The sequence below is a fragment of the Neisseria lactamica genome, assembly GCF_901482445.1.
In the GTDB taxonomy this organism is placed as follows: domain Bacteria; phylum Pseudomonadota; class Gammaproteobacteria; order Burkholderiales; family Neisseriaceae; genus Neisseria; species Neisseria lactamica.
Genome location: NZ_LR590477.1, coordinates 1,350,835 through 1,372,351, shown reverse-complemented (window position 1 = coordinate 1,372,351; position 21,517 = coordinate 1,350,835). Strand labels below are relative to the sequence as shown.

Annotated in this window: 23 protein-coding genes and 1 tRNA gene; 12 read left to right on the top strand and 12 right to left on the bottom strand. The window is 53.7% G+C overall.

Features of this window, described 5'->3' with window-relative positions; genetic code table 11:
* The first annotated feature begins 131 nt into the window (after positions 1-131).
* The 4 genes from farA (at position 132) to rpmG (ending at position 3,524) form a co-directional block, all read left to right on the top strand.
* Positions 132-1,304 carry a fatty acid resistance MFS efflux transporter adaptor subunit FarA gene (farA, locus tag FGL10_RS07225; protein WP_003710990.1) on the top strand — a complete coding sequence of 391 codons (1,173 nt, stop codon included), beginning with the start codon at positions 132-134 and terminating at the stop codon, positions 1,302-1,304.
* 23 nt (positions 1,305-1,327) lie between these two features.
* Positions 1,328-2,854, top strand: coding sequence for a fatty acid resistance MFS efflux transporter permease subunit FarB (farB, locus tag FGL10_RS07220; protein ID WP_036470342.1), 1,527 nt, complete (start codon positions 1,328-1,330; stop codon positions 2,852-2,854).
* A 249-nt stretch (positions 2,855-3,103) separates the two neighbouring features.
* Positions 3,104-3,337 (top strand): 50S ribosomal protein L28, encoded by a 234-nt coding sequence (gene rpmB / locus FGL10_RS07210; RefSeq protein WP_002216391.1) that lies wholly within the window; start codon positions 3,104-3,106, stop codon positions 3,335-3,337.
* A 31-nt stretch (positions 3,338-3,368) separates the two neighbouring features.
* The gene (gene rpmG / locus FGL10_RS07205) at positions 3,369-3,524 is read left to right on the top strand and encodes a 50S ribosomal protein L33 (protein WP_003689824.1); all 156 of its coding nucleotides are present in this window, start codon (positions 3,369-3,371) and stop codon (positions 3,522-3,524) included.
* Positions 3,525-3,712: 188 nt separating this feature from the next.
* On the opposite strand, the gene ubiM is transcribed toward rpmG, so the two are convergent.
* The 3 genes from ubiM to rplU form a co-directional block, all read right to left on the bottom strand.
* Positions 3,713-4,897: a 5-demethoxyubiquinol-8 5-hydroxylase UbiM gene (gene ubiM / locus FGL10_RS07200; RefSeq protein WP_003714013.1), complete on the bottom strand. Its 1,185-nt coding sequence runs from the start codon at positions 4,895-4,897 to the stop codon at positions 3,713-3,715.
* A 233-nt stretch (positions 4,898-5,130) separates the two neighbouring features.
* Positions 5,131-5,403 (bottom strand): 50S ribosomal protein L27, encoded by a 273-nt coding sequence (gene rpmA / locus FGL10_RS07195; RefSeq protein ID WP_002212328.1) that lies wholly within the window; start codon positions 5,401-5,403, stop codon positions 5,131-5,133.
* Positions 5,404-5,428: 25 nt separating this feature from the next.
* The gene (gene rplU, locus FGL10_RS07190) at positions 5,429-5,737 is read right to left on the bottom strand and encodes a 50S ribosomal protein L21 (protein WP_002216394.1); all 309 of its coding nucleotides are present in this window, start codon (positions 5,735-5,737) and stop codon (positions 5,429-5,431) included.
* Between the two features lie 223 nt (positions 5,738-5,960).
* Between rplU and FGL10_RS07180 the strand changes: the two genes are divergently transcribed.
* The 4 genes from FGL10_RS07180 to pilB all read left to right on the top strand — a co-directional run bounded on the left by FGL10_RS07180 (position 5,961) and on the right by pilB (position 9,694).
* Entirely contained in the window at positions 5,961-6,935 is a 975-nt protein-coding gene (locus FGL10_RS07180) for a polyprenyl synthetase family protein (protein WP_003710984.1), read from the top strand.
* 4 nt (positions 6,936-6,939) lie between these two features.
* On the top strand, positions 6,940-7,386 hold the full coding sequence (locus FGL10_RS07175) for a DUF441 domain-containing protein (protein ID WP_003710982.1): 447 nt from the start codon (positions 6,940-6,942) through the stop codon (positions 7,384-7,386).
* 20 nt (positions 7,387-7,406) lie between these two features.
* A tRNA-Arg gene (locus tag FGL10_RS07170) sits at positions 7,407-7,478 on the top strand.
* A 539-nt stretch (positions 7,479-8,017) separates the two neighbouring features.
* Positions 8,018-9,694, top strand: a complete 1,677-nt coding sequence (pilB, locus tag FGL10_RS07160) for a type IV-A pilus assembly ATPase PilB (RefSeq protein WP_003710978.1) — start codon at positions 8,018-8,020, stop codon at positions 9,692-9,694.
* An 84-nt stretch (positions 9,695-9,778) separates the two neighbouring features.
* On the opposite strand, the gene FGL10_RS07155 is transcribed toward pilB, so the two are convergent.
* The 4 genes from FGL10_RS07155 to pilG form a co-directional block, all read right to left on the bottom strand.
* Positions 9,779-9,988, bottom strand: coding sequence for a DNA gyrase inhibitor YacG (locus FGL10_RS07155; protein WP_003710977.1), 210 nt, complete (start codon positions 9,986-9,988; stop codon positions 9,779-9,781).
* Positions 9,981-10,613: a dephospho-CoA kinase gene (coaE, locus tag FGL10_RS07150; RefSeq protein ID WP_003710976.1), complete on the bottom strand. Its 633-nt coding sequence runs from the start codon at positions 10,611-10,613 to the stop codon at positions 9,981-9,983. Before coaE ends, FGL10_RS07155 begins: the two co-directional genes overlap by 8 nt.
* A gap of 1 nt (position 10,614) precedes the next feature.
* Positions 10,615-11,475 (bottom strand): prepilin peptidase, encoded by an 861-nt coding sequence (locus tag FGL10_RS07145; RefSeq protein ID WP_003710975.1) that lies wholly within the window; start codon positions 11,473-11,475, stop codon positions 10,615-10,617.
* Between the two features lie 73 nt (positions 11,476-11,548).
* Positions 11,549-12,781, bottom strand: coding sequence for a type 4 pilus assembly protein PilG (gene pilG / locus FGL10_RS07140; RefSeq protein ID WP_003710974.1), 1,233 nt, complete (start codon positions 12,779-12,781; stop codon positions 11,549-11,551).
* 353 nt (positions 12,782-13,134) lie between these two features.
* Between pilG and pgi the strand changes: the two genes are divergently transcribed.
* From pgi to fabI, 4 genes are all read left to right on the top strand, one after another.
* Positions 13,135-14,778 carry a glucose-6-phosphate isomerase gene (gene pgi / locus FGL10_RS07135; RefSeq protein ID WP_036475187.1) on the top strand — a complete coding sequence of 548 codons (1,644 nt, stop codon included), beginning with the start codon at positions 13,135-13,137 and terminating at the stop codon, positions 14,776-14,778.
* On the top strand, positions 14,748-14,978 hold the full coding sequence (locus FGL10_RS07130) for a hypothetical protein (protein WP_036475185.1): 231 nt from the start codon (positions 14,748-14,750) through the stop codon (positions 14,976-14,978). Before pgi ends, FGL10_RS07130 begins: the two co-directional genes overlap by 31 nt.
* 9 nt (positions 14,979-14,987) lie before the next feature.
* Entirely contained in the window at positions 14,988-15,809 is an 822-nt protein-coding gene (dapD, locus tag FGL10_RS07125) for a 2,3,4,5-tetrahydropyridine-2,6-dicarboxylate N-succinyltransferase (protein ID WP_003710970.1), read from the top strand.
* A gap of 154 nt (positions 15,810-15,963) precedes the next feature.
* Entirely contained in the window at positions 15,964-16,749 is a 786-nt protein-coding gene (gene fabI, locus FGL10_RS07120; protein ID WP_002223367.1) for an enoyl-ACP reductase FabI, read from the top strand.
* Positions 16,750-16,934: 185 nt separating this feature from the next.
* Here fabI and ilvE read toward each other — a convergent pair whose 3' ends face one another.
* The 5 genes from ilvE to FGL10_RS07095 all read right to left on the bottom strand — a co-directional run bounded on the left by ilvE (position 16,935) and on the right by FGL10_RS07095 (position 21,472).
* Positions 16,935-17,933 carry a branched-chain-amino-acid transaminase gene (gene ilvE, locus FGL10_RS07115; protein ID WP_036470345.1) on the bottom strand — a complete coding sequence of 333 codons (999 nt, stop codon included), beginning with the start codon at positions 17,931-17,933 and terminating at the stop codon, positions 16,935-16,937.
* Between the two features lie 85 nt (positions 17,934-18,018).
* Complete coding sequence (locus tag FGL10_RS07110; protein ID WP_003710966.1) at positions 18,019-18,822, bottom strand: LicD family protein; 804 nt, start codon at positions 18,820-18,822, stop codon at positions 18,019-18,021.
* 126 nt (positions 18,823-18,948) lie between these two features.
* Positions 18,949-19,677 carry an NTP transferase domain-containing protein gene (locus tag FGL10_RS07105; RefSeq protein ID WP_003710964.1) on the bottom strand — a complete coding sequence of 243 codons (729 nt, stop codon included), beginning with the start codon at positions 19,675-19,677 and terminating at the stop codon, positions 18,949-18,951.
* Positions 19,674-20,552, bottom strand: coding sequence for a DMT family transporter (locus tag FGL10_RS07100; RefSeq protein ID WP_003710962.1), 879 nt, complete (start codon positions 20,550-20,552; stop codon positions 19,674-19,676). Before FGL10_RS07100 ends, FGL10_RS07105 begins: the two co-directional genes overlap by 4 nt.
* A complete protein-coding gene (locus FGL10_RS07095; RefSeq protein ID WP_179951443.1) occupies positions 20,552-21,472 on the bottom strand; it encodes a choline/ethanolamine kinase family protein in 921 nt (306 codons plus the stop codon). The genes FGL10_RS07100 and FGL10_RS07095 overlap by 1 nt, the downstream gene beginning before the upstream one ends.
* Between the last annotated feature and the right edge of the window lie 45 nt (positions 21,473-21,517).

Sequence of the window (21,517 nt, the reverse complement as noted above, 5' to 3'; positions counted from 1 at the left end):
CGGGTGTGGTGGTTTATTTGAATATTCATTCTAAATCATTAACTTGATTGGGTTATTGCCAGGGTATAGAATCCGAGCTGCCTTTAATCGGCTTTATTTATATCGTATTAAAAATATTCGGAATATGAATAATGGCAACACACGGAGACGAAGTGAAAATTCAAAACGGGCAAGAAGCCGACGGCGTAAAAGCCAAACGCAAACGCCGCCTGACGGCATTGACGCTGCTGTTCGCGCTTGCCGCCGCAGCCGCCGGGTCGGCGTTTTTTTTATGGTGGCAGCACGAAGAAGAAACGGAAGACGCTTATGTTGCCGGGCGCGTGGTTCAGGTTACGCCGCAAAAGGGCGGCACGGTGCGGAAGGTTTTGCACGACGATACGGATGCCGTGAAAAAGGGCGACGTGCTGGCGGTGTTGGACGACGATAATGACGTGTTGGCGTATGAGCGGGCAAAAAACGAGCTGGTTCAGGCGGTGCGGCAAAACCGCCGGCAAAATGCCGCCACTTCGCAGGCGGCGGCGCAGGTTGCCTTGCGCCGGGCGGATTTGGCGCGCGCGCAGGATGATTTGCGCCGCCGGTCTGCTTTGGCGGAATCGGGCGCGGTGTCCGCCGAGGAGCTGGCACACGCCCGTGCGGCAGTGTCTCAGGCGCAGGCGGCAGTTAAGGCGGCTTTGGCGGAAGAGTCTTCGGCACGCGCGGCTTTGGGCGGTCAGGTCGCTTTGCGCGAACAGCCGGAGGTTCAGACGGCAATCGGCAGGTTGAAAGATGCGTGGCTGAACCTTCAGCGGACGCAAATCCGCGCGCCGGCGGACGGTCAGGTGGCGAAGCGTTCGGTGCAGGTCGGGCAGCAGGTGGCGGCAGGCGCGCCGCTGATGGCGGTGGTGCCGCTGTCGGATGTGTGGGTGGATGCCAATTTTAAAGAGACGCAGTTGCGGCATATGAAAATCGGACAGCCTGCCGAGCTGGTGTCGGATTTGTACGGCAAACAAATTGTTTATCGCGGCAGGGTGGCAGGGTTTTCGGCAGGTACGGGCAGCGCGTTTTCGCTGATTCCGGCGCAAAACGCAACGGGCAACTGGATTAAAGTGGTGCAGCGCGTCCCCGTCCGTATCGTGCTGAACCGCGAAGATGTGGACAGGCATCCCTTGCGCATCGGTTTGTCGATGACGGTTAAAGTGGATACTTCCGCCGCAGGCGCGCCTGTTTCAAAAACGCCGGGTGCGGCATTGCCGGAAATGGAAAGTACCGACTGGTCGGAAGTCGATCGGACGGTCGATGAAATCCTCGGGCAATCCGCGCCCTGATGCCGTCTGAAACGGAGGACACAATGGATTATCCACCGCTTAAGGGTGCGGCATTGGCGTGGGTTACGCTGTCTTTGGGGCTTGCCGTATTTATGGAAATTTTGGATACGACTATTGCCAACGTCGCCGTCCCCGTCATCGCCGGCAACCTCGGTGCGGCAACCACTCAGGGGACGTGGGTCATCACTTCTTTTTCTGTGGCAAACGCCGTTTCCGTGCCGCTGACGGGCTTTTTGGCAAAACGCATCGGCGAGGTCAAACTGTTTACCGCCGCCGCCGTCGGTTTCGTCATCACATCGTGGCTGTGCGGTATTGCACCCAACCTTCAGGCTTTGGTAATTTTCCGCATCTTGCAGGGCTTTATCGCCGGGTCGCTGATTCCCTTGTCGCAAAGCCTGTTAATGGCATCCTATCCGCCCGCAAAACGGACGCTGGCACTGGCATTGTGGGCAATGACCGTCGTTGTCGCCCCCGTCCTCGGGCCGATACTCGGCGGCTGGATTTCCGGAAACTGGCATTGGGGTTGGATTTTCTTCATCAATATCCCCATCGGAATCATATCGGCCCGGGTAACTTGGAAACATTTGAAACATCGGGAAACGGAAACCGTTAAAATGCCGACCGACTATGTCGGGCTTACATTGATGGTAGTCGGTGTCGGTGCGTTACAGATGATGCTGGACAGGGGTAAGGAGCTGGACTGGTTCGCCTCTGGAGAAATCATTACCTTGGGCGTAGTCGCGCTGGTGTGCTTGTCGTATTTTATTGTTTGGGAATTGGGTGAGAAATACCCGATTGTCGATTTATCGCTGTTTAAAGATAGGAATTTTACCGTCGGCGTCATTGCCACATCATTGGGTTTTATGGTGTATATGGGGACGCTGACCCTGCTGCCCTTAGTGTTGCAGACCAACCTGGGCTATACCTCCACGTGGGCAGGGCTTGCCGCCGCGCCCGTCGGCATCCTCCCAGTTTTCCTATCTCCGTTAATCGGCAGGTTCGGCAACAAGGCCGATATGCGCCTGCTCGTAACCGCCAGCTTCCTGACCTTTGCCTTCACTTTCTATTGGCGTACGGATTTTTATGCCGATATGGATATCGGCAACGTCATTTGGCCGCAGTTTTGGCAAGGGGTAGGTGTCGCCATGTTTTTCCTGCCGCTGACGACCATCACCCTGTCGCATATGAAGGGCAGGCAGATTGCCGCCGCCGGCAGCCTGTCGAATTTCCTGCGCGTGCTGATGGGCGGTGTCGGCGTATCCGTCGTCAGCACCCTGTGGGAACGGCGCGAAGCGTTGCACCATACGCGCTTTGCCGAACACATCACGCCCTATTCCGCAACATTGCACGAAACGGCGGCGCATTTGTCCCAACAAGGCATTTCCGACAGTCAAACCCTAGGCATCATCAACAACACCATCACGCAACAGGGCTTCATCATCGGATCGAATGAAATCTTTATGGCAGGCAGCCTGCTGTTCATCATCATGATTCCTGTCATATGGCTGGCAAAACCGCCGTTCCACAGCAGTGGCGGTGGTGGACATTGAGGGATTTGAAAACTTGAAATGCCGTCTGAAAATACTGGAAATATGTTCGGACGGCATTTTGAATGCAGCAGTTCCCGAAATCCGCTATAATCGCGCCCCATCTGTTTCGCACCTGCAAACGTTCCGCAGATGCGACAATCGGAAGGATTATCCGCGCAAAACAGCCGTTTTTCTTTAAAACACTTGAACTAACACTGTTTTTCGTGGTATAAATCGCGTTTTACTATTTTAGAAGTTTGGAGACTGATTATGGCACGAGTTTGCAAAGTGACCGGCAAACGCCCGATGTCCGGCAACAACGTATCGCACGCCAACAACAAAACCAAACGCCGTTTTTTGCCCAACTTGCAATCACGTCGTTTTTGGGTAGAAAGTGAAAACCGCTGGGTTCGCCTGCGCGTTTCCAACGCTGCATTGCGTACCATCGACAAAGTAGGCATTGATGTCGTATTGGCTGATTTGCGTGCTCGCGGCGAAGCTTAATTTAAACACTATTTAATTAAGGATTACTGCAATGCGCGATAAAATCAAACTGGAATCCGGTGCAGGTACCGGTCACTTCTACACCACCACTAAAAACAAACGCACTATGCCCGGCAAATTGGAAATCAAAAAATTCGATCCGGTTGCCCGCAAACACGTAGTGTACAAAGAAACCAAACTGAAATAATTTCAGTTTGAAAGCAAAGCCTCCGACTGTTCGGAGGCTTTGTTATTTTTATCGTGTTTCCTTTCCGCTTGAAACATCTGCCGTATGCGAATCTGCTGCAAATCGTCTGCCAAGGATATGGAAACCGCAAAATAGTTCGTAACACAAAAATGCCGTCTGAAACGTTTCAGACGGCATTTCAGCAGTTTTCAACCGGTCAGTTGTTTGGTAATCAGTTTTTTCAGCGGCGGGAAGTTGTTGCCGGCACGCAATACCAGGCCACGCAACAGTTTTGCCGGTGCGGTTTCGTTGGTAAACAGCTTCAGCATCATATTGGTCCCGTGATAAAGCGGATGGGCGTGCAGCATATGTTTGTTGCTGTATTTTTCCAACAAGGAAGCCGCGCCGATGTCCTGACCGCGTTGTTCGGCTTCGAGTATCAGTTTTGCCAGAATATCTGCGCTGGAAAGCCCGAGGTTGAAGCCGTGTGCCGTTACGGGGTGCATACCGACGGCGGCATCGCCAATCAGCGCGCTGCGTTTGCCGTAGAAACGTTTGGCAATCATACCGACAAGGGGGTAATGGTGGATGCTGCTGACCAATTCCATGTCGCCGAGCCTGCCCTTGAGCTGTTCTTTTACGCTTGCCGCCAATTCTTCGGGCGAAAGGTTTTGAATGCTGTTGATTTTATCGGTATCGACGGTAATGACGGTATTGGTCAGGTGTTCTTCCAGCGGCAGCAGCGCGATGGTGCGCCCGTAATGGAAGCATTCGTAAGCGGTATGTTGGTTGGAAAGAGTATGTTTCATGCGGCAGACGAACATGGTTCGGCTGTAGTCGTGCATATCTGAAGAAATGCCGAGTTGCCGGCGGGTTTGCGAAAAACGGCTGTCTGCCGCCAAAAGCAGGCGGGCGGTCAGGATTTTGCCGTTTTCCAAAATGACTTGTGCTTCGTTGTCAGATGTTTTGACTTCTTTGACAACCGTATCGGTCAGAATGGTAATGTTGTCGAGTTGGGATACGACTTCGTAGGCAGCGCGGCGGATATTGTGGTTGGAAATCAGATAGCCCAAACAGTCGGCAGGCTCGCCGCGCGCTTCAGTCGGTTGGGGAAAGTGGAGCTGGTAGTCGGAACGTCCGTTCAGCACTTTGGCATCGCGCAAAGGGTAGATTTCGTTTTCGGGAATTTTGTCCCACATACCCAAACGCTGCATGATTTCGCGGGAAAAATGGGTCAGGGCGATTTCGCGTCCGTCATATGGAGGATTTTGCAGAACAGTCAGTGGGCTGCGTTCGATCAGGGTAACTTTCAAACCGCTGCCGGCAAGTTCGGCTGCAAAACTTAAACCCGCCGGACCTGCGCCGACGACGAGGATGTCGCTGTGTAAACTCATAAAATATCCTTTGCATAGGCGGATGCCGATGATTTCAGACGGCATTTGTAAGGGTTTGAATGCCGTTTGAACTATCTGTAACAGATAGGCGATTATATCAAAACCCACTGTTGAAGAAATATGCAGGGGAGGGTGTATGCGGATTTTTACTTTCAGCTTAATGTGTATCAAGTCGGGTGTGGGGTATATAAAAAGCCGCATCACGAAAAGATGCGGCTTCCTGTTCGGTTGAATTATTCTTCAGAACCGGTGTAAGGGCGGATGCTTACGGTTTTGCGGTTCAGCGCGCCTTTGGTTTTGAATTCGACATAACCGTCGACTTTGGCGAACAAAGTGTGGTCTTTGCCCATACCTACGTTGTCGCCTGCGTGGAATTTGGTACCGCGTTGGCGTACGATGATGGAACCTGCGGGAATCAGCTCGTTGCCGTAGGCTTTAACGCCCAAGCGTTTGGCTTCTGAATCGCGGCCGTTGCGGGTGCTGCCGCCTGCTTTTTTACTTGCCATTTGTCATACTCCTAAATGTTAACAATCAGGCGATTGCCACGATTTCGATTTGGGTGAAATTTTGGCGGTGGCCTTGGCGTTTTTGGTAGTGTTTGCGGCGGCGCATTTTGAAGATGCGGACTTTTTCGCCACGACCGTGTGCCACTACTTTAGCCGTTACTTTTGCACCTTCGATAAAAGGTGCGCCAACTTTTACAGATTCGCCGTCAGCAATCATCAAAACTTCGGTCAGTTCGATTTGGCTGTCGAGTTCGGCTGGTATCTGTTCTACTTTCAATTTTTCGCCGACGGAAACTTTATATTGTTTGCCGCCGGTTTTTACGACCGCGTACATACTCAACTCCATAAGGGTTATGGTTAATATCCGCACACCATTGTGCGAAATTTGGCATTTTATTGTTATTTGCCTGTTTTGTCAAAGTTTGCGCGGTTCGGACAATCATATGCCGTCTGAAAAGATGTGTCCTCATAGCTTTGCTGATATAATTGCCCGCTATTTGAATCAGCTTTCAAGCGGTATCTGCCGTTTGACGGAAACGTAAACCTGAGAGTCTGCCATGCTCGAGAATCTGCCTTATTTCCAGCAGCACCTGTCCGAAGACCTTGCCAAAGTCAACAAGGTCATCAATCGGGCGGTGCAGTCCGATGTCGCGCTGATTGCCCAAATCGGCACATACATTATCGGTTCGGGCGGGAAACGGCTGCGCCCCATTATGACGATTTTGGCTGGACGGTCGGTTGGCTATGACGATGACAAACTGTATTCGCTGGCGGCAATGGTCGAGTTTATCCATACCTCGACGCTGCTGCACGATGACGTGGTCGATGAAAGCGATTTGCGCCGAGGGAGGAAGACGGCAAACAACCTGTTCGGCAACGCGGCGGCGGTTTTGGTGGGCGATTTTTTGTACACGCGCGCCTTTCAGCTGATGGTCGGATCGGGCAGTATGCGTATTTTGGAAGTAATGGCGGACGCAACCAATATTATTGCCGAAGGCGAAGTCATGCAGCTGATGAATATCGGCAATACGGACATTACCGAAGAACAATATATCCAAGTCATCCAATATAAAACGGCAAAATTGTTTGAAGCTGCCGCTCAAGTCGGCGCAATTTTGGGCAAGGCTTCCCCCGAGCACGAACAGGCGTTGAAAGATTACGGTATGTATGTCGGCACGGCTTTCCAAATCATTGACGATGTATTGGACTATTCTGGTGAAACCGAAGAAACCGGCAAAAACGTCGGCGACGACTTGGCGGAGGGGAAACCGACCCTGCCTTTGATTTATTTGATGAGGCAAGGGTCTGAACAGGTAGCAAACGATGTGCGTACTGCTTTAGAAAATGCAGATCGCAGCTATTTTGAGAAAATCCACGATTATGTCGTTCGTTCGGATGCGTTGGCATATTCGATAGGCGAGGCGCGCAAAGCAGTCGATTGTGCTGTTGCCGCGTTGGATGCCCTGCCCGACAGTGAGGCGAAAGAAGCGATGATTCGGCTGGCGCGGGAATCTTTAGTCAGGGTGTCTTGACCCGATGAATGTCAGTTTTGTTTCCTTATTTTTAGTTGCGCTGATTTTTTTGGGAGTAATCAGCCAAAACAATTCGATTACGATTTCGGCAACCATATTGCTGCTGATGCAGCAGACGGCATTGGCGCAATTTGTCCTCCTGGTTGAAAAACACGGTTTGAATATCGGCATCATTATATTGACCGTGTCCGTTTTGAGCCCTTTGGTTTCAGGCAGAATTCAGATACCGCCTGCCGCCGGATTCCTCAACCTTAAAATGGCGGCAGCCGTCGCCATCGGTATTTTTGTAGCGTGGATTGCCGGGCGCGGCGTACCTTTAATGGGGCAGCAGCCTGTTTTAATGACAGGGCTGTTGATCGGGACGGTTATCGGGGTTGCATTTATGGGCGGCATTCCTGTCGGCCCGCTGATTGCGGCCGGCATCTTGTCTTTTGTTGTCGGAAAGGTTTAAAATCCCCATCTTCATTTTGGCTCGCCATAGTTCAACGGATAGAACGTATGCCTCCTAAGCGTAAAATACAGGTTCGATTCCTGTTGGCGAGGAACAAGCCCTAAAAACGGGGTTTCAAGCCGATGCAATGCGTAACAATCAGCGGTAACAATCCAAAGTAAAACAAGCCTTTCAGCGATATGAAAGGCTTTTTTGCGTTGTATGGGAACTTTTTTCCGGGAAACGGGGATGTTTTTGGGGCGTATTTTTTAATGTAGATGATATGGCAGAAGAAAATATTAATTTTGATGATGACATAAAAAAGCCCCTTTCACTTGGCCGTCAGAGGGGCTTGTTAAGGAAAGCAATGCGCCCTTTGACGGGACGCAATATGTAGTGGATTAACAAAAATCAGGACAAGGCGACGAAGCCGCAGACAGTGCAAATAGTACGGCAAGGCGAGGCAACGCCGTACTGGTTTTTGTTAATCCACTATATAAGGGAGGGAAGGCGTATGCCGTCCCCCGTGTGTCGAGATATAAATATGCTGGATTTGCAAGGCGGTTGTTTTTTTGATAATCTGTTCGCCGATAATATTCAATAACAAAAGTTATATTGGCATAACAATGAATGAATTTGGGGAAAAGGCCGTATGAGCGTAGGTTTGCTGAGAACTTTGGTTCAAAACCAAGTGGTTACTGTCGAACAGGCCGAACACTATTATAAGGAGTCGCAGGCGGGTAAAGAAGTGTTGCCGATGCTGTTTTCAGACGGTGTCATTTCGCCTAAATCCCTTGCGGCACTGATTGCCAGGGTGTTCAGTTATTCGGTTCTTGATTTGCGCCATTATCCGCGCCACAGGGTGCTGATGGGGGTGTTGACGGAAGAGCAGATGGTGGAGTTCCACTGTGTGCCGGTTTTCCGTCGGGACAATAAAGTATTTTTTGCGGTTTCCGATCCGACACAGATGCCGCAAATTCAGAAAACCGTGTCTGCCGCAGGGATTGCGGTTGAGTTGGTCATTGTCGAGGATGACCAGTTGGCGGGTTTGCTCGATTGGGTGGGGTCGAGATCGACATCGCTGCTTCAGGAGCTTGGGGAGGAGCAGGAGGAAGAGGAAAGCCACACCCTGTATATCGACAATGAGGAGGCGGAGGACGGCCCTGTTCCGAGGTTTATCCATAAAACTTTGTCGGATGCCTTGCGCAGCGGGGCATCGGACATTCATTTTGAGTTTTACGAACACAATGCCCGTATCCGTTTCCGCGTGGACGGGCAGCTTCGCGAGGTGGTTCAGCCGCCTATTGCGGTAAGGGGGCAGCTTGCTTCCCGGATTAAGGTGATGTCGCGTTTGGATATTTCCGAAAAACGCATACCGCAGGACGGCAGGATGCAGCTGACCTTTCAAAAGGGCGGCAAGCCTATCGATTTCCGCGTCAGCACTTTGCCGACGCTGTTTGGCGAAAAGGTTGTGATGCGGATTTTGAACTCCGATGCCGCGTCTTTGAACATCGACCAGCTCGGTTTTGAGCCGTTTCAGAAAAAATTGCTGTTGGAAGCGATTCATCGTCCTTACGGTATGGTGCTGGTAACCGGCCCGACGGGTTCGGGTAAGACGGTGTCGCTCTATACCTGTTTGAATATTTTGAATACGGAGTCGGTAAATATTGCAACGGCGGAAGACCCTGCCGAGATTAACCTGCCGGGCATCAATCAGGTCAACGTCAATGAGAAGCAGGGTCTGACTTTTGCCGCTGCTTTAAAGTCTTTCCTGCGTCAGGATCCGGACATCATTATGGTCGGTGAGATTCGTGATTTGGAAACTGCCGATATTGCGATTAAGGCGGCACAAACAGGGCATATGGTGTTTTCCACCCTGCACACCAATAATGCGCCGGCGACGTTGTCGCGTATGCTGAATATGGGTGTCGCGCCGTTTAATATTGCCAGTTCGGTCAGCCTGATTATGGCGCAGCGTCTTTTACGCAGGTTGTGTTCGAGCTGCAAACAGGAAGTGGAACGCCCGTCTGCTTCTGCTCTGAAGGAAATCGGCTTCACCGATGAGGATCTTGCAAAAGATTGGAAACTTTACCATGCCGTCGGTTGCGACCGTTGCCGGGGTCAGGGTTACAAGGGGCGTGCGGGCGTGTATGAGGTTATGCCCATCAGCGAAGAAATGCAGCGTGTGATTATGAACAACGGTACGGAAGTGGATATTTTGGACGTTGCCTATAAGGAGGGTATGGTGGATTTGCGCCGGGCCGGTATTTTGAAAGTTATGCAGGGCATTACTTCATTGGAAGAGGTAACGGCAAATACCAACGATTAGGTTTGAGAATGAAAATGCCGTCTGAAGCGTATTTGTTTCAGACGGCATTTGACTTTCAGGGTGTTTGCCGGGAAGGCGGGGCGGTCAGCGGTATGCTCCGTCGGGTTCGGATATTTCCGGCAAACTTTCCGTTTGGTCGGAAACCGTATATTTCCCGTCTGCCCATCCGCCCAAGTCGATCAGTTTGCAGCGTTGCGAACAGAAGGGGCGGAATGCGTTTTCCGGTTTCCATACTACTGCCGTTTGACAGGTCGGACATTTGACTTGAAGACGTGTTTGCCGCGACTCAGCCATTGTGTTTTCCTTGTGTTGGTTTTAAGGCGAAAATCCCTGAATAAAACGCGTGCAGGCGCATTGTTTTCTCACGCAGGCTTTTGAGGCTGCCGTCATTGAGCAGCACATCGTCTGCAAGCAGCAGGCGTTCGGATTCGGATGCCTGATGGCTGATGATGGTTTCCACCTCGCCGCGCGTCAGCCCGCTGCGGGCCATCACCCTGCGGATACGTTTTTCCAAAGGTGCGCTTATGGTCAGGACACGCCGTATCAGGCTGATAAATTGACGCTTTTCCGTCAGCAGCGGAATTTCGACAATGCCGTAGGCCGCATCGGTAAAGGTTTCTTGCTGCTTTTTGATTTCTAAGAAAATCAGCGGCAACATCACGGATTCGAGCAAGGCTTTTCGCGATGGGGAGGCAAAGACTTCTTTACGCAATATGTCGCGCCGCAACAAACCCTGTGTGTCGAAAACGGTATCGCCGAACAGCCGCCTGATTTCCGGCAGGGCGATGCCGTCTGAAGCCGTCAGCGAGTGCGCCGCCGCGTCCGCATCGATGCGCGGCACGCCCAAATCGGCAAAACATTGCGCGGCTGCCGATTTGCCGCTGCCGATTCCGCCGGTCAGTCCGACCCATACCGTCATCTTACAGCACCGGATGGGTCAGCCACCAGTTGACCGCCCGCCATACGGAATCGTTTGCCGTAAAAATTATCCAGCCTGAAACTGTCAGTGCGGGGCCGAAGGCAAAATGCTGCCCCTTGGCGACGCGCATAACGATTGCCGCGACCAAACCGATCAGCGAGGAAACAAAAATCAGCACGGGCAATGCGGATATGCCGAGCCACGCGCCCAATGCGGCAATCAGTTTGAAATCTCCGTTGCCCATACCGGTTTTTCCTGTGAGCAGTTTATACACCGCACATAAGAGCCATAATGAACCATAGCCGGCAACCGCACCTAAAACGGCAGACTGCAAAGGCACGAAGCCGCCGTCCAAATTAAATATCAGCCCCAGCCAAATCAAGGGTAATGTCATCGAGTCGGGCAGGTATTGGGTGTCCGCATCGATAAAGGTCAGGGAAATCAGAAACGCGGTCAGTACCAATCCGCCCAGCGTAATCCAAGACCAGCCGTATTGCCAGGCGACCAGCCCGAACAATACGCCGGTCAGCAGCTCGATAGAGGGGTAGCGTATGCTGATTTTGGTTTGGCAGGAGGCGCATTTGCCGCGCAGGAGCAGGTAGCTGACAATCGGGATGTTCTGCCACGCGCGTATCGGCACACGGCATTTCGGACAGCAGGAATCCGGCTTCATCAGGTTGAAGGTGCGGCTTTCCTCATCGGTCAGCGGCAGGTTTAAATGTTCTTTGGCAAATACCGTCCAACCGCGCTCCATCATCACGGGTACGCGGTAAATGACGACATTCAGGAAACTGCCGACCAGCAGTCCCAACACCGCTGCCAAAGGTACGGCAAACGGAGGCAGTACAGATAAAGCAAACATATTTTGCCCTCGATATATTCAAAGCAAAAACAAACCGGCGCAGAACCAATCCGCGCCGGATCCATATGACGGGTCAGCCGACCACGTTGCCCAAATTAAACAGCGGCAGATACATAGCGACCAGAAGCGTACCGATGACCAAGCCCAAAATCACAATAATAATCGGCTCCATCATAGCGGACAGTCGGCCGACCGCATTATCCACCTCGTCTTCGTAAAATTCGGCGGCTTTGTTGAGCATATCGTCCAAAGAACCCGATTCCTCGCCGATGGAGGACATCTGCACCATCATATTGGGGAACAGTTCCGTCGCACGCATCCCCGAAGTCATAGACAAACCTTGGATGACGCGCGTACGGATTTCCCGGGTGGCTTCTTCATAGATTAAATTGCCCGCCGCGCCGGCAGTGGAGTCCAATACATCGACCAAAGGCACGCCTGCCGCAATCAGTGTCGCCGTCGTCCTGCCCCAGCGGGCAATCGTCCCTTTACGGACGATGTCTCCGAAAATCGGCATACGCAGCAGCAGGGCATCCATACGCCGTTGGATTTTAATCGAACGCGCCTTCAATTTGAGGAAGCCGTATATGGCAAAGCCGAGTGCGATCAGCACCATCCAGCCGTATGAGACGAAAAAGTCGGACATATCCATCACTGTTTGGGTCAGTGCGGGAAGCTCCGCGCCCATATTGGCGTAAACCTCTTTAAAGGCGGGCAGTACGAAAATCATCATCACGAATACCAAACCGATGGCGACGGCGATGACGGATACCGGATAGGTCAGCGCGGTTTTTACCTTTTTGCGGATGGCCTGGGTTTTTTCTTTATAGACTGCCAATTTGTCCAACAGGCTTTCCAACACGCCGCCCGTTTCGCCCGCCGCAACCAGGTTGCAGTAGAAGCGGTCGAAATATTTAGGGTGGTTCGAGAATGCGCGGCTCAACGTGCTGCCCTGTTCCACATTGCTGCGGATTTCCATCAGCATTTCCGTCATAGACGGGTTGCCGTGTCCGCGCGCCACGATTTCAAATGCCTGCATCAGCGGCAGGCCCGCTTTAATCATCGTGGACAGCTGGCGGGTGAAGACGGTGATGTCTTCTTGTGTGATTTTGCGCTTGGAGCTTGTTTTCACACGGGTAACCTGCAGCGGGCGGATGCCGCGTTTGGCGAGTTTTTTGCGTGCCTCTTCTTCGGTAAACGCAGATACTTCGCCGTTGACCAGTTTGTCGGAGGCGGAATGCCTGCCTTCAAAGATAAAGCGTTTTTCTTTCTTTGCGAACAAAGAAAATCCCCCATTTTTAGCCATATTCTAGCCCCGTAAAGTAATTGGAATAAAATGTAAGAAATATCGTTAAAAAACAGTATCGGCGTGTTCCCGGTAAGATGGAAACCGCCGACATCCCGCCTGCGGGCGGCAAACGGGACGGAATCGGGTGCGATTATACCTTATTAAACGGCTGTCCGGCATTTATGCGTACACAATAAATCTTGCAGGATATTGTTGTGGGTCAAATGCCGGCCGGAGGGTATTTCCGCCATATGGAAATAAGGCGCTATCGGACGCGGCGGGCGGTGTTTTGGAGATTCGCCAAAGCAGCTTTCGTTTGTTACACTGCATCCTGTTATATTTTTAATCCGAATTTGGAATCAAGGAAAATCATGGATGCTTTTGCCCGGGCGTGGCGGGTGCTCGAACAACATCATCAGGATACGCGCCACATCCTTTTGCGCGACCGCTTTGCCTGCGAACCGGACCGCTTTGACCGTATGCACGAACGGCTGGGCGGTATGTTGTTCGATTACAGCAAAAACCGTTTGGGCGAAGATACGCTGCAACTGCTCTGCCGTCTTGCGGAGACGGCGGATTTGGAAGGGAAAATGCGTGCTTTGCGGACGGGTGCGAAAGTCAACGGCAGCGAGGGGCGTGCCGCGCTGCATACGGCTTTGCGCCTGCCCGACGGTGCGGATGCCGTTTATGCGGACGGCAGGGACGTGTTGCCCGAAATCCGCCGCGAGTTAAATCGTGCGTTGGAGTTTGCATACAGTTTGGACGATGGTTCGTACAAGGGGGCGACGGGAAGGCGGATTACGGATTTTGTCCACATCGGCATAGGCGGATCCGACCTCGGGCCGGCAATGTGCGTGCAGGCGCTTGAGCCGTTCAGACGGCATATCGCCGTCCATTTTGCCGCCAACGCCGACCCTGCCTGCCTGGATGCGGTTTTATGCCGTCTGAACCCCGAAACGACGGTGTTTTGCGTTGCCAGCAAGTCTTTCAAAACGCCCGAAACCCTGCTCAATGCAGAGGCGGTCAAGGCGTGGTATCGCGGCGCGGGGTTCTCGGAATCCGAAACGGCGCGCCATTTTTGCGCGGTATCTGCCGACACTGCGGCAGCTGCGGCTTTTGGTATCGCGGCGGAACGCGTGTTTGCGATGTACGACTGGGTGGGCGGACGCTATTCCGTCTGGTCGCCCGTCGGTCTGCCCGTGATGGTTGCGGTCGGCGGGGCGCGTTTCCGCGAGTTGTTGGCGGGGGCGCACGCGATGGACAGGCATTTTTTCCACACGCCGCCGCGCCGCAACATTCCCGTTCTGATGGCGCTGATTGCCGTGTGGTACAACAATTTCCAACACGCGGACGGGCAGACCGCCGTTCCGTACAGCCACAACCTGCGCCTGCTGCCGGCGTGGCTGAACCAGCTCGATATGGAGAGTTTGGGCAAAAGCCGCGCTTCAGACGGCAGTCCCGCCGTGTGCAAAACGGGCGGCATCGTGTTCGGCGGTGAAGGGGTCAACTGCCAGCACGCCTATTTCCAACTGCTCCACCAAGGCACGCGCCTGATTCCCTGCGATTTTATCGTCCCGATGACGGCGCAGGGCAGGGAGGACGGACGCAGCCGTTTTACCGTTGCCAACGCCTTTGCCCAAGCGGAAGCCCTGATGAAGGGCAAAACCTTGGACGAAGCACGCGCCGAACTGGCAGATTTGCCCGAAGCGGAACGCGAACGCCTTGCGCCGCACAAAGAGTTCCCCGGCAACCGCCCCAGCAACAGCATCCTGCTCGACCGCCTCACGCCCTACAATCTGGGTATGCTGATGGCGGCTTACGAACACAAAACTTTTGTACAAGGCGTAATCTGGAACATCAACCCCTTCGATCAGTGGGGTGTGGAATACGGCAAACAGTTGGCGAAAACCATCATCGGCGAACTGGAAGGCGGCACGTCCGTACACGATGCCTCGACCGAAGGGCTGATGGCGTTTTACCGCGAATGCCGTCTGAAAGGCGGCGGCGCGGCATAAAAGTGCCGCCGCCGTTCTGTATTGATTCGGGTGCGGAAAAGGCAATGCCTGCCGCCCGCCCGATTCCGAAACGCCAATGTTCGGCAACCGCCCGCGTATTGCTGACGAATATGCGTTTGCGTGGCACAATAGCGCATTCATTTCAAATGAACATACTGCCTGAAAATACCGGCAAACGTCCCACGAAACATCTCACATAAGGAAACTTTATGTCTTTGCAAAACATCATCGAAACCGCCTTTGAAAACCGCGCGGACATCACCCCGACCACCGTTACTCCCGAAGTTAAAGAAGCCGTGTTGGAAACCATCCGCCAACTCGACTCCGGCAAACTGCGCGTCGCCGAACGCTTGGGCGTGGGCGAGTGGAAAGTCAACGAATGGGCAAAAAAAGCCGTGTTGCTGTCCTTCCGCATCCAAGACAACGAAGTCCTCAACGATGGCGTGAACAAATACTTTGACAAAGTGCCGACCAAGTTTGCCGATTGGTCTGAAGACGAATTCCGCGCCGCCGGTTTCCGCGCCGTTCCGGGTGCGGTTGCCCGACGCGGCAGCTTTGTGGCGAAAAATGTCGTGCTGATGCCGTCTTATGTCAACATCGGCGCATACGTCGATGAAGGCGCGATGGTCGATACTTGGGCGACCGTCGGTTCTTGCGCGCAAATCGGTAAAAATGTGCACTTGAGCGGCGGTGTCGGCATCGGCGGCGTACTCGAACCCCTGCAGGCCGCACCCACCATCATTGAAGACAACTGCTTCATCGGTGCGCGTTCCGAAATCGTCGAAGGCGTGATTGTCGAAGAAGGCAGCGTGATTTCGATGGGCGTGTTCATCGGTCAATCCACCAAAATCTTCGACCGCACCACCGGCGAAATTTATCAAGGCCGCGTACCGGCCGGTTCGGTCGTCGTGTCCGGCAGTATGCCTTCCAAAGACGGCAGCCACAGCCTCTACTGCGCCGTCATCGTCAAACGCGTGGATGCGCAAACCCGTGCGAAAACCAGCGTGAACGAATTGTTGCGCGGCATCTGATGCCTTAAACCGTATTTGAAACGTCCAATGCCGTCTGAAATCCGCTTCAGACGGCATTGCCGTTTGCACGCTGCAACGTGAAAACACAGAAACAGGGACAATTTGCTATAATCAACGGTTTAGAACGAACCGAACACTATTTGAAGGATACAAAATGGGTTTTCTGCAAGGCAAAAAAATTCTGATTACCGGCATGATTTCCGAGCGTTCCATCGCTTACGGCATCGCCAAAGCCTGCCGCGAACAAGGCGCGGAACTGGCGTTTACCTACGTTGTGGACAAACTGGAAGAGCGCGTCCGCAAAATGGCGGCGGAATTGGATTCCGAACTCGTATTCCGCTGCGATGTCGCCAGCGACGACGAAATCAACCAAGTGTTCGCCGATTTGGGCAAACATTGGGACGGCTTGGACGGTTTGGTGCATTCCATCGGCTTCGCGCCGAAAGAAGCCTTGAGCGGCGATTTCCTCGACAGCATCAGCCGCGAAGCGTTCAACACCGCACACGAAATTTCCGCATACAGCCTGCCCGCATTGGCAAAAGCCGCCCGTCCGATGATGCGCGGCAGAAACTCCGCCATCGTCGCCCTGAGCTACTTGGGCGCGGTGCGCGCGATTCCGAATTACAACGTGATGGGTATGGCAAAAGCCAGCCTTGAGGCGGGCATCCGCTTTACCGCCGCCTGTTTGGGCAAAGAAGGCATCCGCTGCAACGGCATTTCCGCAGGCCCGATCAAAACGCTTGCCGCCTCCGGCATCGCCGATTTCGGCAAACTCTTGGGACACGTCGCCGCCCACAATCCGCTGCGCCGCAACGTTACCATCGAAGAAGTCGGCAATACCGCCGCCTTCCTGCTGTCCGACCTGTCGTCCGGCATTACCGGCGAAATCACTTACGTTGACGGCGGTTACAGCATCAATGCCTTGAGCACCGAGGGATAATCCGCCGTTTCCAAATCTGTGCGCCGTCCGTGCCGCATATCGGTTTCGGGCGGCGTTTTGCCGTCTGAAGCGTATTTCTAGGGAAATGCCCGACTTGCTACAGGTGCGGCGGAAACGGTTCGGATGCGAAAATGCCGTCTGAAACGCCAAACGGGTTTCAGACGGCATTTTTTTTATTTAAAGCATCAGCACACTTCAACCAGCCAGCCGTATTTGTCTTCCGCCAAACCATACTGGATGTCGGTAATCGCCTTACGGATGGCATAGCCGCGTTCTTGGCTTTTCACTTCGATTTCTTTGCCGCTGATGACGAAGGAAGTAACGGGGGAGATGACGGCTGCCGTACCGGTCAAAATGGCTTCCGCACCGTTTTCCACCGCAGCTTTGAGTTCGTCAACCGTGAAATTGCGTTCGCTGACGGTATAGCCCAAATCTTTGGCAACCGTCAGTACGGAATCGCGGGTAACGCCGTGCAAAAATTCGTCGGTCAGCGGTTTGGTAATGATTTCATCGCCGTTAATCAGGATAAAGTTGGACGCGCCGGTTTCCTGCACGTCGCCGTTCGGGCAGAAGAGGACTTGGTTTGCGCCGTATTCGGCTTTCGCCTTCAGCACCCAGTGCATGGCGGAAGCGTAGTTGCCGCCGCATTTGACGCGGCCCATATGCGGGGCGCAGCGGATGTGTTCGGTTTCCACCAAAATTTTGACGGGCGAGCCGACTTTGAAATAGTCGCCGACGGGGGAAGCCAAAATATACAGCAGGGCGGTTTCGGAAGGAGAACCGGCCTTGCCGATAACGGGATCGGTACCGATTAAGGTCGGACGCAGGTACAGGGCGGCAGGCGCATCGGGAATCTCGTCTGCCGCACGTTTGACTAATTCGATTAGTGCGTCGAGATAAGCTTGGGTTTCGGGGCGCGGCAGGTGCAAAATGTCCGCACTTTGCCGCATACGCGCGATATTGGCGGTCGGACGGAACAGCACGATTTTGCCGTCTGCCTGACGGAAGGCCTTCAAACCTTCAAAGCATTCGCTGCCGTAGTGCAGGGCGTGCGCACCCGGTGCGAGGGAGAGGTCTTGGGAAGATTGCCATTCGGTCGGCTGCCATTTGCCTTCGCGGTAGGCGAGGACGGGCATTTGGGCGTGAAAAACGCTGCCGAATACGGCGGGTACGGGTCTGCTCATGATGTAAAGCCTTTCTTGTTCGGATATGTATTCGGACATTTTAATCCGTATCGGGGACGGATGACAATCTGCCCGCCGCCCGCGCTCATTCGGACAACAGGTATGCTTCGGACGTATGGTGCGGTTTCTGTTCTTCTTCGGGCGGCAGCCGCATATAGTCGCCGTAATATTGCGTCAGGTGTTCGTGGTAGCCATTCATCACTTGAAACTGCCTGCCCTCGAATGTTTTATAGACGACGCTGTCGAAATATTTTTTGGGCATATAGGATTTCCGCCAGCCGCCGTAATCGGACAAAACCAAGCCGATGAAACCGCATTCCCGAATGGGATAGGCGGCTCGAAATTGCTGAAGGTTTTGCGTCATTTTGTCAAACAGGAAACGACTTAAAACGGCAAAAATTTTGTGTTTCAGGCCGCCTTCTTTTGCCCTCAGCCACCTTTTTTTGCAGGAAGAAAAACGCAGCTTGATGCGGCGGTGTCTTTTCATCATACGGAAAATGGTTTTTGGTTCGTCAGGTACGCCGTCATAAATGAAAATGTCGATAAATAAAGGGCTTTTTTTGCCGTATGCGTCGATGAGTTCCGCACGGGGATCGAAGATTTTTGCCATTTCGCCGCTGTGCCGGGCGCGTATGTCTTCGATGGTTTCCAAAAAATAATGCGGGTGCGCGGTTTTTTGCCAAGCATCGACAAATTTTTGGTATTCGTCGAAGTGCATATAAACGTCGATGTCGTCGTCCCAAGGGATGAAGCCTTGGTGGCGTATCGCGCCGATCAGTGTGCCGCCGCCGAGCGAATAGCGGATGCCGTGCCGTTCGCACAGGGCGTGGAAATCGTCCAAAATGTCGAGGCAGACAAGCTGTTGTTCCCTGAGTGTCAGTTTTTTCATTTAAATTCCTTATATATTGCACTTATATATTGCACCCCGTCAAAGGGGCGCATTGCTTTTCTTTACGGTTGGAACGCCGTCATCCGCAGCGGCAAAACTGTTCGGGCAATACGGCAGGGCCGCGCTTTATGTGCCGCCTTGCGTGTCGGGACATTGCCGCTGCCGAAGGGGGGCGAGCTGCCGCAAGATGGCGCGGTAGTCTTCTTGGTCGTCCATTTCAAATATGTCGCCGCTGCCGAGCAGCTCGGTGCGGATGTCCAGTTTGCCGAGGTGTTCCATCGGGATGTTGTCCCAATAGAGTTTGGGGTTTTCCAAGCGTTCCGCGCCGGTGTATGCCCCGAGCAGGTTTAAGACGGTGCGGCAGTCTTCCGCCGTCCAGTAAGACACGCCCGACAGGCTGGGGCGGGATTGGGAACCGATGTCGATGCGGACGACCCGTCCGATGCCGTCTGAAACAGGCAGCCATTCGTTGTGCGTGCGGGCGCGGACGACGGTGAAATAGGTGCTGTGCCGCGGACGGTTTAAAAAAATATTGCGTCCGAGCACCACGTCAGCATCGACGACGTAGCAGCCGTTGAAAAAATCACGCGCCAGCGAAAAGGAATAGATGCTGTTGTATTCCCGATATTTTTCGTTGTGAATCAAAATACAGCCGTATTTTTCTTGAAGATAATCGAATTGCCGGTGCAAATGGCCGGTCACGACGGCGATATTGCTTATGCCGGCTTCGCGCAGGAAGGACAGCGTCCTTTCGAGGTTGGGCGTGCCGCAGATGTCCAAAAGGGCTTTGTGGACGGTTTGCGTCATTTCTTTAAAGCGGCTGCCCAGCCCCGCCGCCAAAATAATGGCATTCATATTTCACCTTCCCGCCCATACAGGCTCAATGCCGCGCCGGCTCCCAACAAAACCGCCCACATTATGGCGGACGGCGGAACCGGGTGGCGGTAAACGAAAAACCCCAAAGCCATCGCCCAAACAGGGTAGGTAATGTTCAAAGCCATCGCCTTGAGGGGTTTCAACAGATAAATCGCCTGATAATAACAGGCATAAGACAACGCGCCGAAGGCAATGATGCCGATGATGCGCGCGTCGTGAAAATCGGAGGGGTTTAAAGAAAACCCCCGGGCAGACAGGAAAACGAGAATCAGCAGGTAGCCGCATACCGATCCGCACAGGCGCAAACAATAAACCTGAAGGCCGGAGAGCGTACGCATCGTCCGGGCAGACAAAACAACCTCGAGCGACCAGCCCGAAACGCACACCGCGATACAAACCAGCCCCAAAGCGTTCAGTCCGCCCCGTCCGCCCGCATCCGCCGCCAAGCCAGCCGAAGCGAGTACCGCCAGCGCGAAACCGGCACGCGCCGCCGCTCCCGTGCGTTCCTTTAAAAACCAAGCCGACAAAGCCGCCGCCAATACGGGGAACAGGGACGATAAAGGCGCGGCATAATATACCGTCAGGTAATGGATGCCCAAGAGGTATGCCGACATACCGACCGGCCCGCCGAGCAGCCCCGACAACACGGGTCGCCAAAAACAGCCGCGAAACCCCGGCCGCCTGCTGCGCCCCAACCACGCCCACACTGCCGACAAAGAACACAAATCAATCAAAAACAGCAAAAAAACCATCTGTCCGAATGCCGCGCCGCGCGCAAACGGCAAACGGTCGAACAATAGGCCGGAAGCCGCCCAAAATACCGCCGAGGCCGCTCCGAACAGACAGCCACGCATCACGGCAGCACCGCCGACAGTTCAAACGCAGCAGCCAGCCGCCGTGCCGCATAACCGCCGAAATCTTCACCCTGTTCCTCTTTAACCTTCGTCCACAAAAACCACAGCACGTTTTGGCAAAAACGGTGGATGGTCAGGCGCGCCGCCGCGTCCCGCGCCGAAATGCAGTCTGAAGCCCCGCCGGCAAAATAGGCTTCCAGCAGGCAGTCTGTCGCTTCAGACGGCATCCGCCCCTCCTCGATAACGGCGGCAAGGTCGAACAAGGGGTCGTTCATACCCGAATACTCCCAATCGATAAAAAACAGCCTCTCCCCCTGCAACAGCATATTTTCCGGTACCAAATCATTGTGGCACGGGCGCAGGGGCAGTTTCCGGCATACGCCTTCCAGCCGCCAAAAAGCATCCGCAAGCCTGTCCATACGCGCGTCCGCCTTCAGGAACAAATCCTTGTCCTGCAATAAGGAAAAATACCGGCGGAATGCGTCAAAGGCATTGAATGTGTTGCGGAAGGCAAAGTTTCCGCCGTGCAGCCGGCGCAGGTTGCCCGCGACCAGGCGCAGGCAGCGTCCGTCTTGCAGTTGCGTTTGATTTAAGGGCGCGGCATTTTCCAGATAACGCGTCAGCTTCACGCCGCTCCGCACATCCAAAACGGGCGTTTCCACATTCAAACCGGCGCGGTACGCCAAATCATTGTTGAACGCCTCGTGCCCCCGGTCGATCAAGGCGGCACGGGAGTGATGGGGCAGGCGCAGGACGAATTTCCCGCCGGGCAGATCCAGCAGGATATTTTGGTTGGTCATCCCACCGATGGGGGAGAAGGGGACGGCGTGGCGCGTGAGAAAATCAAATACCTCGTCAGGCTTGCGGCAGGTTCGGGCAAAGCCTACAATTTTATTGATTGATTGATTGATTGATTGCATGGCATTTCTGTATCGGCGCGGGGAGTTTGTCTTTGCATATTTTAG